This is a genomic window from Pseudomonas sp. B14(2017) (assembly GCF_002113255.1).
Lineage (GTDB): Bacteria > Pseudomonadota > Gammaproteobacteria > Pseudomonadales > Pseudomonadaceae > Aquipseudomonas > Aquipseudomonas putida_Z.
Map to the genome: position 1 here is coordinate 135,944 of NZ_NEJY01000016.1, position 14,412 is coordinate 150,355.

Annotated in this window: 15 protein-coding genes; 6 read left to right on the forward strand and 9 right to left on the reverse strand. The window is 65.5% G+C overall.

Annotated features, from left to right (window positions below; translation table 11 throughout):
* The first annotated feature begins 153 nt into the window (after positions 1 to 153).
* Complete coding sequence (locus CAG34_RS17805; RefSeq protein WP_075044977.1) at positions 154 to 1,902, forward strand: BCCT family transporter; 1,749 nt, start codon at positions 154 to 156, stop codon at positions 1,900 to 1,902.
* A gap of 168 nt (positions 1,903 to 2,070) precedes the next feature.
* Here CAG34_RS17805 and dddP read toward each other — a convergent pair whose 3' ends face one another.
* Positions 2,071 to 3,417 carry a dimethylsulfonioproprionate lyase DddP gene (gene dddP, locus CAG34_RS17815; RefSeq protein WP_085591578.1) on the reverse strand — a complete coding sequence of 449 codons (1,347 nt, stop codon included), beginning with the start codon at positions 3,415 to 3,417 and terminating at the stop codon, positions 2,071 to 2,073.
* Between the two features lie 260 nt (positions 3,418 to 3,677).
* On the reverse strand, positions 3,678 to 4,157 hold the full coding sequence (locus tag CAG34_RS17820) for a VOC family protein (RefSeq protein ID WP_085591580.1): 480 nt from the start codon (positions 4,155 to 4,157) through the stop codon (positions 3,678 to 3,680).
* Between the two features lie 271 nt (positions 4,158 to 4,428).
* Here CAG34_RS17820 and CAG34_RS17825 point away from each other — a divergent pair, with 271 nt between their 5' ends.
* Complete coding sequence (locus CAG34_RS17825) at positions 4,429 to 5,079, forward strand: TIGR04211 family SH3 domain-containing protein (RefSeq protein ID WP_025338806.1); 651 nt, start codon at positions 4,429 to 4,431, stop codon at positions 5,077 to 5,079.
* A gap of 126 nt (positions 5,080 to 5,205) precedes the next feature.
* Here CAG34_RS17825 and CAG34_RS17830 read toward each other — a convergent pair whose 3' ends face one another.
* Positions 5,206 to 5,478: a hypothetical protein gene (locus CAG34_RS17830; RefSeq protein WP_085591583.1), complete on the reverse strand. Its 273-nt coding sequence runs from the start codon at positions 5,476 to 5,478 to the stop codon at positions 5,206 to 5,208.
* 106 nt (positions 5,479 to 5,584) lie between these two features.
* Complete coding sequence (locus CAG34_RS17835) at positions 5,585 to 6,493, reverse strand: LysR family transcriptional regulator (RefSeq protein WP_003259239.1); 909 nt, start codon at positions 6,491 to 6,493, stop codon at positions 5,585 to 5,587.
* Between the two features lie 124 nt (positions 6,494 to 6,617).
* Here CAG34_RS17835 and CAG34_RS17840 point away from each other — a divergent pair, with 124 nt between their 5' ends.
* Positions 6,618 to 7,352: an SDR family NAD(P)-dependent oxidoreductase gene (locus tag CAG34_RS17840; RefSeq protein ID WP_085591585.1), complete on the forward strand. Its 735-nt coding sequence runs from the start codon at positions 6,618 to 6,620 to the stop codon at positions 7,350 to 7,352.
* A 16-nt stretch (positions 7,353 to 7,368) separates the two neighbouring features.
* The gene (locus CAG34_RS17845) at positions 7,369 to 7,575 is read left to right on the forward strand and encodes a 4-oxalocrotonate tautomerase family protein (RefSeq protein ID WP_061551649.1); all 207 of its coding nucleotides are present in this window, start codon (positions 7,369 to 7,371) and stop codon (positions 7,573 to 7,575) included.
* 156 nt (positions 7,576 to 7,731) lie between these two features.
* Here the strand turns inward: CAG34_RS17845 and CAG34_RS17850 are convergent, their stop codons facing one another.
* Positions 7,732 to 8,580, reverse strand: coding sequence for a LysR family transcriptional regulator (locus CAG34_RS17850; RefSeq protein WP_085591587.1), 849 nt, complete (start codon positions 8,578 to 8,580; stop codon positions 7,732 to 7,734).
* A 108-nt stretch (positions 8,581 to 8,688) separates the two neighbouring features.
* Between CAG34_RS17850 and argC the strand changes: the two genes are divergently transcribed.
* A complete protein-coding gene (argC, locus tag CAG34_RS17855; RefSeq protein WP_085591589.1) occupies positions 8,689 to 9,630 on the forward strand; it encodes an N-acetyl-gamma-glutamyl-phosphate reductase in 942 nt (313 codons plus the stop codon).
* A 79-nt stretch (positions 9,631 to 9,709) separates the two neighbouring features.
* On the forward strand, positions 9,710 to 10,396 hold the full coding sequence (locus CAG34_RS17860; protein ID WP_025338801.1) for a GNAT family N-acetyltransferase: 687 nt from the start codon (positions 9,710 to 9,712) through the stop codon (positions 10,394 to 10,396).
* Between the two features lie 111 nt (positions 10,397 to 10,507).
* Here the strand turns inward: CAG34_RS17860 and CAG34_RS17865 are convergent, their stop codons facing one another.
* The 4 genes from CAG34_RS17865 to CAG34_RS17880 are packed head-to-tail and all read right to left on the reverse strand — an operon-like array spanning position 10,508 to position 14,337.
* Complete coding sequence (locus CAG34_RS17865) at positions 10,508 to 11,263, reverse strand: ABC transporter permease (protein ID WP_085591591.1); 756 nt, start codon at positions 11,261 to 11,263, stop codon at positions 10,508 to 10,510.
* Positions 11,263 to 12,468: an ABC transporter substrate-binding protein gene (locus CAG34_RS17870; RefSeq protein ID WP_085591593.1), complete on the reverse strand. Its 1,206-nt coding sequence runs from the start codon at positions 12,466 to 12,468 to the stop codon at positions 11,263 to 11,265. Before CAG34_RS17870 ends, CAG34_RS17865 begins: the two co-directional genes overlap by 1 nt.
* Positions 12,455 to 13,276: an ABC transporter ATP-binding protein gene (locus CAG34_RS17875; protein ID WP_025338798.1), complete on the reverse strand. Its 822-nt coding sequence runs from the start codon at positions 13,274 to 13,276 to the stop codon at positions 12,455 to 12,457. The genes CAG34_RS17870 and CAG34_RS17875 overlap by 14 nt, the downstream gene beginning before the upstream one ends.
* The gene (locus tag CAG34_RS17880; RefSeq protein WP_085591595.1) at positions 13,273 to 14,337 is read right to left on the reverse strand and encodes an acyl-CoA dehydrogenase family protein; all 1,065 of its coding nucleotides are present in this window, start codon (positions 14,335 to 14,337) and stop codon (positions 13,273 to 13,275) included. Before CAG34_RS17880 ends, CAG34_RS17875 begins: the two co-directional genes overlap by 4 nt.
* Positions 14,338 to 14,412 lie beyond the last annotated feature (75 nt).

Below are 14,412 nucleotides of genomic sequence, written 5' to 3' on the forward strand. Positions count from 1 at the left end.
GACGCCCCGGGGCGTTATCGGGACAGGAGCCGCCGTTTCGTGCACAGGATAATCCCGCCAGCAATCTCCCGGCCGAGGCAGTCATCGAACTCGGTAGCCCACACAACAACAAGCCTGCACCTGCAGGTAAGCCAGAAAGGGGCCTCATCATTCATGGCAAAGGAACACATCACCGAAACGCTCGACCTTGGCGTGACGGACCCCTCGAAAACCGCGGAAGCGCGCCAGGACCGGCGTTTCGAGGGCAAGCTCGACTGGATCGTCTTTGGTTTCACCAGCCTCCTGGCAATCGCTTTCGTCCTCTGGGGCTTCCTCAACCAGGCCAGCCTCGCCAGCAGCGCCTCCAGCGCGCAATCCTGGGTCATTCTCAACTTCGGCTGGTTCTTCGTGCTCACCTCCACGCTGTTCGTGGTGTTCGTGCTGTGGCTGGCGGCCAGCCGTTACGGCCGGGTCCCGCTGGGCCGTGATGGCGAACAGCCAGAATTCCGTACGGTGTCGTGGGTGGCGATGATGTTCAGCGCCGGCATGGGCATCGGCCTGATGTTCTTCGGCGTTGCCGAACCGCTGTCGCACTATGTGTCGCCACCGCCTGGGACGGCCGCCGGGCAATCCAGCGAAGCGATGCAGGTGGCCATGGCCACCACGCTGTTCCACTGGACCCTGCACCCCTGGGCCATGTATGCCATCGTCGGCCTGGTGATTGCCTATGGCACCTTCCGTCGCGGCCGCTCGCAGCTGATTTCCGCCGCCTTCCGGCCGTTGATCGGCAAGCATGCCAACGGCCCGCTCGGCCGCCTGATCGACATGATGGCGATCTTCGCCACGCTGTTCGGCTCGGCGGCCTCGCTGGGCCTGGGCGCGCTGCAGATCGCCGGCGGCCTGGAGTACAACGGCTGGATCGAAAGCCCCGGCAAGCTGTTCTACATCTCGATCATCACCCTGCTGACCATCGCCTTCGTCACCTCGGCGGTGTCGGGCATCGGCAAGGGCATCCAGTGGCTGTCCAACACCAACATGGTGCTGGCGCTGGTGCTGGCGCTGTTCGTGTTCATGGTCGGCCCGACCCTGCTGATGCTCAACCTGCTGCCAACCTCGATCGGCATCTACGTCAAGATGCTGCCGGAAATGATGGCCCGCACCAACGCCAGCGGCGGTGAGCAGATGAACAGCTGGCTGGCCGGCTGGACCGTGTTCTACTGGGCCTGGTGGATTTCCTGGACGCCGTTCGTGGGCATGTTCATCGCCCGCATCAGCCGCGGCCGCACCATCCGCCAGTTCGTTACCGGGGTGCTGCTGGTACCGAGCCTGGTCAGCCTGGTGTGGTTCACCATCTTTGGCGGCGCGAGTATCGACGCCCTGCGCGAGGGCGCCTTCCAGCTGGCCAATGGTGCGGTCAACAGCAACCACGCGCTGTACCAGTTGCTGGACAGCTACCCGCTGGCCTCGGCGACATCGGTGCTGGTGATGGTTCTGGTGGGTATCTTCTTCGTCTCCGGTGCCGATGCGGCCTCGCTGGTGATGGGCACGCTGTCGGAACACGGCACCACCACGCCATCGCGACGTACGGTGATCTTCTGGGGTGCGCTGACCGGTACTGTTGCGGCGATCATGCTGGCAATCGGTGACCCGCGCGACCCCGGCGAGGCGCTGACCGGCCTGCAGAACCTGACCATCGTCGTGGCCCTGCCGTTCGTGGTGGTGATGGTGCTGCTGTGCCTGGCGCTGTACCGCGACCTGCGCAAGGACCCGATGATGCTGCGCCACCTGCGCGGCAACGAACTGATCGAAAAGGCCGTGCTGTATGGCGCGGTGAAGCATGGCGAAGAGTTCTACATCGTGGTGCAGGAGAAGAAGACTTCGGCCAAGCCGGCGTCGGCAGAGGCCGAAGTGACCGGCAACTGATCGGGCAAGCCCGCTCCCACAGGGACCGCGTGAGCCGGAGCCTGCGCCGTACCTTGTGGGAGCGGGTTTACCCGCGAAGCAGGCGGCGCGGTGGATGGCACCGGCTTTGCCGGTGTTCGCGGCTAAAGCCGCTCCTACACGGGTACGGCGCAGGTTTCAGGTGCCCAATCAATCGCGCAGGAAGCTTTCCTCGAACGGGTAATGGGTCAACAGCTCATACCCGTCCTCGGTCACCAGCAACTGGTTCTCCAGCTTGATCCCGTCACGCCCGCCCACTTCGCCCACATAAGCCTCCACGCACAAGGCCATGCCCGGCTGCAGTTCGCCTTCGTAGCCATAGGACTCGAGGTCTTCCGGGTAACGAATGCTCGGGTACTCATCGCATAGCCCCACCCCATGGAACATCACGCCGTAACGCTGCGCGCGGCAGCTCTCGGGCAAGCGGTGGCCGTTGCGGGTGAGTTCGGTGAAGCGCACGCCAGGCTTGACCATTTCGGCGTTGACGTGGATGTGTTCATGGGCAATGCGATACAGGCGCTTCTGCTCTGCCGTGGGCTCAAGGCCACCGCAGATCCAGCTGCGCGACATGTCCACGCAGAAGCCATATACACCAATCAGGTCGGTGTCGAACGACAACAGGTCACCGTCACCGAGCACCCGCGGGCCGGACTCCTGGAACCAGGGGTTGGTACGCGGGCCAGAGCTGAGGATGCGGGTTTCGATCCATTCGCCGCCGCGGCGGATATTGCCGCTGTGCAGCGCCGCCCACACATCGTTCTCGGTGGCCCCGGCACGCATGGCCTGGCGCATTTCGGCCACCGAGGCTTCGCAGGAAGCCACGGCGCAGCGCATGGCGAGGATTTCGTCGGGGCCTTTGATCAGCCGAGCGAATTCGGTCACTTCCTGGCCATTGTGCACCTGCACGCCGAGCGCATCGAGGGCGCGCAGGCCGGCGACTTCGATGCGGTCCACGGCCAGGCGGCGGTTGTTGCCGGCATGGGTGCGCAGCAGTTCGTCGACCTGGGCGCAGAAGCGCCGGGCATGTTCCTCGGTGCGGTCACCGGTTTCGAAATAGAAGAACGAAGCGCCACTGCGCAGTTCGCTTACCAGCGGCAAATGCGCAGACAGGTGATCGCAGCCATGGAAGTCCCACAGCACCACATGGCCGCTGGCGGCGACGAAACAGGCTCGCGCGGGATTGTGGGTGGTCCACAGCTGCATGTTGGTGGTGTCGGTGGCATAGCGGATGTTCAGTGGGTCGAACAGCAGGATGCCACCGAGGTCGCGGGCCACCAGCTGCTCGCGGATACGCTGCAGGCGGTACTCGCGCATGGTTGGCAGGTGCGGCGCCTGCAGGCCGAGGGCAGCCCACTCGGCAAAGGCCAGCGGCGTAGGGCCGATTTCGGTGCGGTCGTTGTCGTCGACCGAACCGTCGGCCTTGAGCGCAGCGGCGCGCTGGCGCGACGGGTCGATACGGCGGGCATTGGCGGGGATCGAGAACGGCGATGTCATCATGGCGTGCGGATTTCCTGGTTCTTGTTGTCTGGAAAACAGCGATGCATCGGGGTTGGCGTACGCTTCATCGTGCGTTGATACGCCTGCTCATTCGATCAGTCCCTTTGAATGAGCAGCGGAGCCCCCAATTGCTACCCGAGTCTAGGGCGGGGCTGCGAGCCGATACATCGACATTTTCTAGGGCTTATTGATTACAAAAACTCATGGTCAAGCACGCCCACCCCGATCAGCCCCCGATCAAGATGCCTTCACTGCCGTAATCAGCCCTTCAACGCCGCCTCTATCCTGGCCACATCGATCTTGCCCATCTGCATCATGGCCTCGAACGCCCGCTTGGCCGCCGCCCGGTCGGGGTGCCCGATGGCTTCGATGAGGATGCGCGGGGTGATCTGCCACGAAATCCCCCATTTGTCCTTGCACCAGCCGCAGACGCTGGCCTCGCCGCCATTGCCGACAATGGCATCCCAAAAGCGGTCGGTCTCGGCTTGGTCCTCGGTGCTGACCTGGAATGAAAACGCCTCGCAGTGCGTGAAGGCCTTGCCTCCATTGAGCCCCACGCAGGGAATGCCCATGACGGTGAATTCGACCGTGATCACGTCGCCCTCCTTCCCCGACGGGTAATCACTCGGCGCCTTGTGCAGCGCGATTACCTTGCTGTCGGGGAAGACGCTGGCATAGAAGTTGGCTGCCTCCTCGGCATCATTGTCGTACCAGAGGCAGATGGTGTTCCTGGCAGTCATGGTCTTGCTCCATGAATGAATGTGAACTCCAGAGTCTAGCCCCGGCAAGCAGGGTGAATTCACAGGATCGACAAGGGGTACTCCACGACATTTGCTTCATTGGCAACGCAGCTGCGCCACGTCGGGTCCTGCAACATCCTGCAGACATTTCCGACGTCAGGTAGTGAACCCGCCTACAAAAAAACGGTCTTTCGCTGACGGTCAACTCACCGACCGGTTCATCGGCCCAGTCACCGGGCCTACTTTTGTCCTGTTTCAGCGAAGACCCAACATGCCCGATTCCCGCCCAACTGCTTCCGCCCTCACTGCCCTGCGCGGCGGCCTGATCGCCACCCTGGTGGCCCTTGCCGCACCGGTGCACGCCGAAGAGCCTGCCAGCGACGCACGCTGGGTCAGCGACAGCCTGAGCACCTACGTGCGCAGCGGCCCCACCGATGGCCACCGCATTGTCGGTACGCTCAAGTCCGGGCAGAAGCTGACCCTGATCGGCAGCCAGGGCAACTACAGCCAGGTGCGCGGGCAGAACGGCGATCTGGTGTGGATCCTCAGCAACGACCTGCAGTCGGTGCCAGGCCAGAGCGAGCGCCTGCCGCAGCTCGATGCCCAGGTCGCGGACCTGACCGGGCAGTTGAAGAACATCGACGACAGCTGGAAGAGCCGCGTGCAGGGCATGCAGGAAACCCTGGATTCACGCAAGAAACTGATCGACGAACTGGAGGCGCGCAACAAGGCGCTGAATGAACAGCTCGACCAGAGCCAGTCGCAGCTGCGCGATACCCAGGCCCGCCTGGGGGACGAGAACAAGCAGGTGATGATGCGCTACATGGTGTATGGCGGCAGCATTGCCGGCGCGGGCTTGCTGGCGGGGCTGATCCTGCCGGCGCTGACCCGTGGGCGCAGGAAGAATGATCGCTGGTTCTGACTGGGCTTTCCTGCACTGGCCTGTTCGCGGGCTTGCCCGCTCCCACAGGATTTCCAACAGGCTCAAGGCCTGTGCAATACCTGTGGGAGCGGGCGAGCCCGCGAAGAGGCCAGTGCAGGACTGCAGCTACTTCCCGCGCGCCTTGTTGTAGATGGTCTTGGCCCGGTCGGCGGAGGCCTGACACTTGATCATGTCACCCGCAGCCTGCCCTTCCTTGGCCTGCTTCAACAGCTCGTGGTAGTCGTGCGCCATGCCACCGTGCAGTGCCTGGCCATCGGTCCTCTGAATGTCTTCAAGCTCCTTGATCTTGGCCGCACAGTTGCTCACAGGGTCTGCGTGTGCGGCAAAACTGAGGACCGAGGCAATCACCAGCAAAGGTATGCATTTCGTGGATTTCATGGAGCGTTCTCCTGGAAAACCTGAAGGGTCGTCGAGATGACATTGGCTCGACGCAGCAAACAGCATAGTCGGCCATACGCCCCGGCGCCTCGGCTCAGCCCGGGGGCTATGCCCCCTCGGCAAACAGGAAATCGATGAACACCCGCACCCGCAGCGGCATGTGCCGGGCCTGGGGGTAGATCAGCATGAACGGCCGCGAGGTGCCGCCAAACTCGGCGAGCACTTCCACCAGTTCGCCACTGGCCAGTGCGTCCTGCACGGTAAAGCGGTAAGCCTGCATCAGCCCGCCGCCGTGGCGCACCAGCGTGGCGGTGGCAAGGAAGTCGCCCAGGCAGGTGAACCCACCCTGGGTTTCGATCTCCACCTGCTGGCCATCCTGAAGGAAGCTCCACGGCGGGCGGCGGCCACTGCTGGGCAGTTCGAACTGGATGCACTCATGTTGCAGCAAGTCGTGCGGTGTTCGTGGCGTGCCGGCACGGGCCAGGTAGCCCGGCGTGGCCACCACCACCAGTTCGGCATCTTCCAGGCGACGCGCCACCAGCCGCGAATCGGCCGGCTCGCGACCACGAATGGCCAGGTCGAACGGTTCCTCGGCAAAGTCGACGTTGCGGTTGCTGACATGCACATCCACCTGCACCTTTGGGTAACGCTGGCGAAACCGCGGCAGCAGCGGCAACAGCCGGTGATGAGCATAGGGCGTGGGGGCACTGATACGCAGGCGGCCGCTCGGCTCGACCTGCCCGCCCGTGACCTGGCGCTCGGCCTCGACCAGTTGCCCCAGTGCCTGCCGGCATTGCTGGTAGTAGGCCTGGCCGGCTGCGGACAGGCGCATCTGCCGGGTTGTGCGGACGAACAGGCGCACGCCCAGGCGCTCTTCCAGGCGCGCCACGCTGCGGCTGACCGCCGCCGGCGTAACGCCGGCCTCCGTGGCCGCGGCAGTGAAACTGCCGCTGTCGGCGGCCAGGCAGAACAGTTCCAGGCTGCCCAGTTGCAGATCGTCGAAATGGCGGGTCATGACGGCTCGATTGATTACATGATGTATCGATTGAAATGCCCCGCGCCTCATTTTTCAAGTGCTGATTGCAACCTACAGTGGCTTCACACCGAGCCCAGGGCTCACTTCACTGGAGATCATGCACATGAACACGCCACGCACCGTCATCATTACCGGGGCCTCGAGCGGCCTGGGTTTCGCCCTGGCCGAGGCCTTCCTCGAACGCGGCGACAACGTGGTCGGCAACGCTCGCAGCCAGGCCCGCCTTGAGCAAGCCGCCGCCCGCCTCGGCAACCCATCGCGCTTCATCGGCGTGGCTGGCGACATCGCCGAACCGGGCACGGCTCAGCGCCTGTTCGCCAGCGCCGAGCAAGCCTTTGGCGGGGTCGACCTGCTGATCAACAACGCCGGCATCTTCATTGCCAAGCCATTTGCCGAGTACAGCGAAGCGGATGTCGACGCCTTGGTCGGTACCAACCTCAAGGGGTTCTTCTACCCGGCCCAGGAAGCGGCGCGGGTCATGACCAGGCAAGGGCATGGGCAGATCATTGCCATCACCGCCTCCATCGCCTTGCAACCGGACACCCGCGTGCCGGCCCTGCTGCCGGTACTGGTCAAGGGTGGCCTGAACCAGGCGGTGAAAGGCCTGGCACTGGAACTGGCAGCCGGCGGCGTGCAGGTGAACGCGGTGGCGCCGGGGATCATCGAAACACCACTGCATGGCGGCAACACACAAGGCATGGGCGCGCTGTCACCCAGTGGCCGCACCGGCTTGCCACAGGATGTCGTGGATGCAGTGTTGTACCTGGCCGACTCACGCTTCGTCAGCGGCGTGATCCTGCCGGTGGATGGCGGTAGCACCGCTGGCACCTGGCATTAACAGAGGAGCGAGAACCATGCCCTATGTCCATATTCGCGTGACCGATGAAGGCGTGAGCGCTGAGCACAAGCGCCAGTTGATCGAACAGACGACCCGCATGCTGCAGCAGGTGCTGGGCAAGCCGCCGGCCAGTACCTTCGTGGTGATCGAGGAGGTGCCGACCGATAACTGGGGGGTTGGCGGGGAGACAGTGACCGCGGTGCGGGCCCGAGAGCGGGGGTGACCCCAGGGGCCGCCCCGCGGCCCAATCGCCGGCAAGCCAGCTCCCACAGGTACGGCGCTGCCTTCAGGCTATCGCTGTACCTGTGGGAGCTGGCTTGCCGGCGATTGGGCTGCACAGCAGCCCCTACTGGCGCAACCGCTCCAACGCCTGCAACACCTACCCCGTGGCCCGCTCCACCTGCCCTTCCCGGCAAGCAATGCCCAGTTGCCGCCACAACCCCGGCCGCAGCGGCCGGCGGGCGATGCGCCGGTCCAGCTCGGCCGACTCCCCCTCCTGCGGCAGCAATGTCGCCCCATACCCGGCCCCGACCAGGCTCTTGATCGCATCGTTGTAGTTCAGCTCGATTCGCGGCTCGGGGTACAACCCCGCTGCCGCGAACCACTCGCCGGTCACCCGCGAAAGCTGGGTGCTGCTGTCGTTGAGGATCAAAGCCCGCTGCGCCAGCCAGGCCGGCGTGACCTTGGCCGGTGGCTGCCAGTCGGCCGGCACGTAGGCCAGGATCGGGTCGCGCCGCCAGGGCGTAACCGCAAGCCCTTTGCCGGCCACCTGTGGCAAGGCCACCAGGCCGATATCCAGCGTGCCCTCGCGCAAGCGCGCCAACGAGGCCTGGGAGGTCAGTACCTGTACCTGCACATCGATCCTCGGGTGCACCGTACGCAAGTGCTCCAGCGCCTGCGGCAGCAGGTGGGCGATGGCACCGGTGGAAGCGCCCAGGCGCACCCGGCCGGTCAGGCCCTCGACCTGTCGGCGCACTTCATCCAGCGCCAGGTCGGCGTCGGCCAGCAGGCGGCGGGCACGGGCCAGCAGGGTTTCGCCGATGACCGTGGGCCGCACCTGGCCGCGGGTGCGGGTAAGCAACGGGGCGCCGATGCGCACCTCCAGCTCGGCCACGTGCAGGCTGATGGTGGGCGGTGCCAGGTTGAGCTGGCGGGCGGCTTCGGCAAAGGAGCCCAGGTCGGAGATGACCACCAAGGTGCGGAGGCGATCGAGGCTGATTTCGCGCATGGGCCAAACTCATTCAGAAAAGATGAACATATCGATCATCATATTCAAATTTTCTTTACCAGAGCCACAAGCGAGCATAGGCCATCCCTCCCCGACCGGACTTTGACCATGCACACCCCTGTTGTCTTCATCGACGGTGACCAAGGCACCACCGGCCTGCAGATCCATGCCCGCCTGCAAGGCCGAAGCGATCTGCGCCTGCTGACCCTGCCCGAAGCCGAGCGCAAAGACCCGCAACGCCGCCGCGAGGCAATCAACAGCGCCGACATCGCCCTGCTGTGCCTGCCCGACGATGCCGCCCGCGAGGCCGTGGCGGCGATCCACAACCCGCAGGTGCGGGTGATCGACGCAAGCTCCGCGCACCGCACCAGCCCAGGCTGGGTCTATGGCCTGCCGGAGCTCGACGAGCAGCAAGCCGAGCGCATCGCGCACAGCAAGCGCGTCAGCAACCCCGGCTGCTACCCCACCGGCGCCATCGCCCTGTTGCGCCCACTGGTCAAGGCCGGCCTGCTGCCAGCGGATTACCCGCTGAACATCCACGCCATCTCCGGCTATTCCGGTGGTGGTCGCGCCGCAGTCGAACGGCATGAACAGCCCGCCGCCGGCAAAACCCCGGCCCTGCAACTGTACGGCCTGGAACTGGCGCACAAGCACGTGCCGGAAATCCAGCAGCACGCCGGGCTGTCGGCGCGGCCGATGTTCATGCCCGGCTACGCTGCCTACCGCCAAGGCATCGTGCTGAGCATCCCGCTGCAGTTGCGCCTGCTGCCCGGCCAGGTCAGTGCCGAACAGCTGCAGGCCTGCCTGCAGCAGCACTACCAGGGTGCCCGCCACGTCCAACTGATGCCCCTGCACCAGCACGGCGCAGCGCCGAACCTCGACCCCGAGGCGTTGAACGACAGCAACGACCTGCGCCTGGCGCTTTACGCCAACCCTGAGCATGGCCAGGTGCTGCTGACCGCAGTGTTCGACAACCTCGGCAAAGGTGCCTCCGGTGCGGCGGTGCAAAACCTCGACCTGATGCTCGGTGCATTGCAGGTACAAGGCTGATCGGCAAAACCGGTTAGACTGTACAGCCCGCGCCCGCATGGCGCGGGCCGTCCATCTACCCGCCGGAGCCCGCCCCCCGATGTTCATCCTGAGCCGCCTCGACAGCGTGCCGCCTGAATCTTTCCAGAACCAGATCCGCGAACTGGTGATCCACCACGTCGGCGAACTGAGCAGTGTCGCCATCAGTGCCGACAACCCGCTGTACCCGCTGTACCAGTACGGCGTCGGCATGGAGGTGCACCAGTACCTGCAAGCACTGGACGGCACCCGCGGCCTGGCCGTGACACTGACCCTGGCGCTGGATGCCGAGGCACCGGACCAATTGCTGGGGTTTGCCCTGTCGCTGCCGGCCGAGGACGATGAACAGGCGTGCGCCCTGGCATTCCTGGCCGTGCGCGCCAGCCATCGTCGCCAGGGCATCGCCCGCGCCCTGCTGGGCGATCTGCAGGCACGCCATGCCTGCGTCGAGCTGAATGCCTTTGCCAGCCAGGTACCGTGGTTCGAGGCGATGGGCATGCAGGTGGTGGCCGCCAACGGGCCGCAGGTACTGATGAGCAGTACCGGGCGGGCTAGCGGCGCGCTGATCGGGCGGCTGGATATTGCGCCGATCTACCAGACGGCGGAAGTGATGCAGATCCATACCTACCTGCTCAACCAGCAGGGTGAGGATGCGATGATCGAAGCGGAACAGATGCGGGATGAGCGGCTGGACGAACTGACCGCTCAGGCCCAGGAGTGTGTACGGCAGCGCAAGACCGTGCATTGATCCAACGGCCTGTTCGCGGGCTCGCCCGCTCCCACAGGGATATCACAAGGCCAAAGGGCGGTGGGATACCTGTGGGAGCGGGCAAGCCCGCGAAGAAGCCCCACTGGCCCCTCAGCCATGCACCCAACGCCGATGCAGCCCACGCGCCAGGGCATCCAGCACAAACCCCAGCACCCCGATCAGCAGCACCATCGCCATCAGCTCGGAATACGCCAGCCGGTCGCGGGTATCGAGAATGAAGTACCCAAGCCCCGCACTCACCCCGAGCATTTCGCACGGCACCAGCACGATCCACAGGATGCCGATGGCCAGGCGCACGCCGGTCAGCACATGGCCGATCACCCCGGGCACGATCACCTTGCACAAGGTCTCCCGGCGCGTGGCACTCAAACTGCGGCTCAACTGCAACCAGCGCGGGTCCAGCTGCCTTACCCCGGCCGCCGTGTTCAGCAAGATCGGCCACAACGCGGCAAACGCCAGCAGGAAGTAGATAGGCTGGTCCCCCACGCCCATCAGCATCACCACCACCGGCATCCACGACAGCGGCGAAATCATGCGCAGGAACTGGAACGCCGGTGTGGTCGCAGCCTCCAGGTGCCGGTAGCTGCCCACCAGCAAGCCCAGCGGCACACCGATCAGCAGCGCCAGCAGCAGCCCGACCAGGATACGCTTGAGGCTGACCCAGATATGCCCGTACACCTCGCCCTGCCCCAGCAAATCGACCAAGCTGGCCAGGGTCGCTGCCGGCGAAAAGCGCGCCGACAGGCCATCGGCCTGGCCGAACAGCGCGACACCGGCCCACCACAACAGCAACAAACCCAGCAACCCGGCCAGCCCCAGGCCGGCATGAACGACATGCGTGCGCATCAGACCGCGAACTCCTCGCTACGCTCGAAGTTATCGGCAATGCCGAACACCGACGGCCCGCCAACGCTGGCGATGGCGTTGCGCACGAAGCGGTCGTCGACCAGGTCGCGGGCGGTCTGTGCCGGGTCCAGGCCGGCCAGGAACGCGCTGTCGCCCTCGATCAGGGTGGTTTTCAGGCGCTTGACCAGCTCTTCGGTGTAGCTGGGGAACGGGTAAGGCTGGAAATCGATGCGCTTTTCGTCCCACTGCTGGTGGCGAATGGCGCCACTGGCAATGTAACCGGCACGGTCCTCGGCGGCCGGGGCCAGCACTTTGCCGAGCACCGCTGGTTCATGCGGGGTGTACTTGTTGGGGCCGGCCTTGGACAACAATGCGGCGGCCTCCGCGCGGTGATCACGGGTCCAGTGCTGGGCCTTGACGATGGCGTTGACCACCTTCTGCGACCACTCCGGGCGGTTGTTCAGGTCGTGCTCGTGCATGAACACCACGCAGCAGGCGTGATTGCGCCACACATCGCCGGTAAAGCGCTGCACGCGGCCAACCTTGAGGTTCTCGGCCAGGGCGTTGAATGGCTCGGCGACGATATAGCCAGCGATGCGTTTGCTGGCCAGCGCCGGCGGCATGTCGGACGGCGGCAATACCAGCAGGTTGACTTCGTTGCCGGCCAGTGGCGCATTGGCCGGCTTCGACACCGGGGTCAGGCCGTTGTCGTTGAGCATCTGTTGCAGCACCACGTTGTGGATCGAGTACCAGAACGGGATGGCCACGGTCTTGCCGCCCAGCTGTTTCATGTCGCTGATGTCCGGGGCCACGGTCAGGCCTGAACCGCCCACGTGGTTCCAGGCCACCACCTTGGCCGGCACCTTGCTGCCGTAACGGGCCCATACGGTCATCGGCGACAGCAGGTGGATGACGTTGACCTGGCCGGAGATGAACGCCTCGATCACCTGCGCCCAGCTGCGCAGCAGCACCGGGCGCTCGGCCTTGATGCCTTCGGCCTCGAACAGGCCGTTGTTGTGCGCCACCAGCAGCGGTGTGGCGTCAGTGATCGGCAGGTAGCCGATACGCACTGGCGCGTCCGGCTCGGCGGCGGCACGCGCCTGCAGGCTCGACAGCAGCGGCAGCGCACCGGCAGCGGTGAGCATGGCGCCGAGCTTGAGGAAATCGCGACGCGAAGAAGAGGAACAGCAGTCATCCATGCACATGGACAGCCTCCGAGGGCAACGGGGTTGGGGTAGGTTCGACTGTGCGGCTTGCCCGCCGAAGGGTTTTGAGGATTTCGATGCGCAAGGCGCCCAGTTCCTCGACCCGCTGCGTCCGTGGTTGCGGCAGGTCGATGCGCCACTGACCGAGGGTATGCGCTGGGTGGTTGCCCAGTAGCAGGACCCGGTCGGACAGCAGCAGGGCTTCGTCGATATCGTGGGTGATCAGCACCGCCGCCGTGTTGTGGGTGGCGATCAGTTGCAGCAGCAGTTGCTGCATGTCGGCCCGGGTCACTTCATCCAGCGCGCCGAAAGGCTCGTCGAGCAACAGCACTTCGGGCTGGCGGGCCAGGCAGCGGGCCAGCGCGGTGCGCTGGGCCATGCCGCCGGACAACTGCGCCGGGTACTGGCCGCGAGCATGGGCCAGGCCCACGGCGGCAATCGCATGGTCGATGCGGGCGCGCCGTTCGGCGGCGGCAAGTTTTGGCTGGCGGGCGAAGTCCAGGCCGAAGGCGACGTTCTTCTCCAGGCTCAGCCAGGGCAACAGGCTCGGGTCCTGGAAGGCCACTGCCAGGCGTGGGTGCGGGCCCTGCAGCGGCTGGCCGTGCAGGGTCACGCTGCCACCGCGGGGCTGCTGCAGGCCGGCCAGTACCCGCAGCAGGCTGGACTTGCCGACCCCGCTGGGGCCGAGGATGGTCACCACTTCGCCGGGTGCCAGCTGCAGGTCGAACTGCGCCAGCACCGCCTGCCAGCCACCCTCGCGCGGGTAGCCCAGGCTGATGTCGCGGGCTTCGAGCAACACTTGGCTCATGCCGCGCCCGCCTGGCGTTGCAGTTCGGCGCGCAGTTGCACCAGGCTGGGCGTGACGATCGGCACGAAGGCCGACTCACGCCAGCGGCGGGCAAAGCCTTCACCGTACTCACTGAGGTAGGCCTTGCCACCACTGGCCTGCAACTCCAGTTGCACGGCGTCGGCAGCGCTTTCGGCCAGGGTGATGCGCAGCTTGAACAAGGCTGCCGGCTGCTGCTGGAAGCGGCCATCGAGCAGGCCTTGCTTGAGCTCGCTCACGGTGTTTTCCAGGCGCTCGCCGAGCACCTGGCGTGCTTCGTCGAGGAACGAGGCACGGCCATGCAGGTGTGCCTGCACTTCCGCCAACGCCCGCCGCGCCAGGCCAATGGCCATGCCGCACTGCAGCGCCAGGAACGCCGGGCGTACCCGGGGTAGGAACTCACGGGCATTTTCGTGCAGCAACCAGCCACGCTGCAATTGCACCTGGTGGAAGGCCAGTGCCGCGGTGTTGCTCGATTGCAGGCCCATCAGTTGCAGGTCGTCGGAGCGCTCCAGGCCCTGCGCGTCGGACGGAATGGCCAGCACGAACGGTGCACCACCGGCTTCGTCTTCGATAGCCGCAGCCACCACGAAGCCGCTTTTGCGCAGGTTGGTCACCCAGTGCAGGCGCCCTTCCAACTGCCAGCCATCGGCTTGCGGGCGCCCGCGCACCTGCAGCGCTTCGATGCCGGACAGGAACTTCATGGCATTGGACAGCCCGGTGGCGCCGGCCAGTTCGCCAGTCAGCAGGCGCGGCAACAGGTGCTCGCGAAGGGGCTGGTTGGGGCTGTGCAACAGGTATTCGATGAAGGCGCGCTGGCCCCAGCAGACGAACGCCGCTGCCAGCGAGCGGCTGGCGATTGCGGCGATGGCCTCGACCGCGTCGGTCACCTGCCCGCCCGTGCCGCCCAGGGCCGGGTCGACACCGACCCGCAGCAGCTGCGATTCGGCGATTTGCGCCAGCACCAGCTGCGGCTCGCACTGGCCGCGGTCAATGGCCTCGGCATTGGCATCCAGCCAGAGTCGAAATGCACAATCTTGCATGGTCTTGCTCCTTTGAAAACGCCGGGGCCGCTTGGCGGCCCATTCGCGGCACAAGGCCGCTCCTGCAACGATCGC

Coding starts and splice junctions, on each gene's coding strand:
- CAG34_RS17860 (WP_025338801.1), top strand. CDS start 9,710: ATGTTCATCCTGAGCCGCCTCGACAGCGTGCCGCCTGAATCTTTCCAG.
- CAG34_RS17830 (WP_085591583.1), bottom strand. CDS start 5,478: ATGAAATCCACGAAATGCATACCTTTGCTGGTGATTGCCTCGGTCCTC.
- CAG34_RS17880 (WP_085591595.1), bottom strand. CDS start 14,337: ATGCAAGATTGTGCATTTCGACTCTGGCTGGATGCCAATGCCGAGGCC.
- dddP (WP_085591578.1), bottom strand. CDS start 3,417: ATGATGACATCGCCGTTCTCGATCCCCGCCAATGCCCGCCGTATCGAC.
- CAG34_RS17875 (WP_025338798.1), bottom strand. CDS start 13,276: ATGAGCCAAGTGTTGCTCGAAGCCCGCGACATCAGCCTGGGCTACCCG.
- CAG34_RS17845 (WP_061551649.1), top strand. CDS start 7,369: ATGCCCTATGTCCATATTCGCGTGACCGATGAAGGCGTGAGCGCTGAG.
- CAG34_RS17850 (WP_085591587.1), bottom strand. CDS start 8,580: ATGCGCGAAATCAGCCTCGATCGCCTCCGCACCTTGGTGGTCATCTCC.
- CAG34_RS17870 (WP_085591593.1), bottom strand. CDS start 12,468: ATGTGCATGGATGACTGCTGTTCCTCTTCTTCGCGTCGCGATTTCCTC.
- CAG34_RS17840 (WP_085591585.1), top strand. CDS start 6,618: ATGAACACGCCACGCACCGTCATCATTACCGGGGCCTCGAGCGGCCTG.
- argC (WP_085591589.1), top strand. CDS start 8,689: ATGCACACCCCTGTTGTCTTCATCGACGGTGACCAAGGCACCACCGGC.
- CAG34_RS17805 (WP_075044977.1), top strand. CDS start 154: ATGGCAAAGGAACACATCACCGAAACGCTCGACCTTGGCGTGACGGAC.
- CAG34_RS17835 (WP_003259239.1), bottom strand. CDS start 6,493: ATGACCCGCCATTTCGACGATCTGCAACTGGGCAGCCTGGAACTGTTC.
- CAG34_RS17825 (WP_025338806.1), top strand. CDS start 4,429: ATGCCCGATTCCCGCCCAACTGCTTCCGCCCTCACTGCCCTGCGCGGC.
- CAG34_RS17820 (WP_085591580.1), bottom strand. CDS start 4,157: ATGACTGCCAGGAACACCATCTGCCTCTGGTACGACAATGATGCCGAG.
- CAG34_RS17865 (WP_085591591.1), bottom strand. CDS start 11,263: ATGCGCACGCATGTCGTTCATGCCGGCCTGGGGCTGGCCGGGTTGCTG.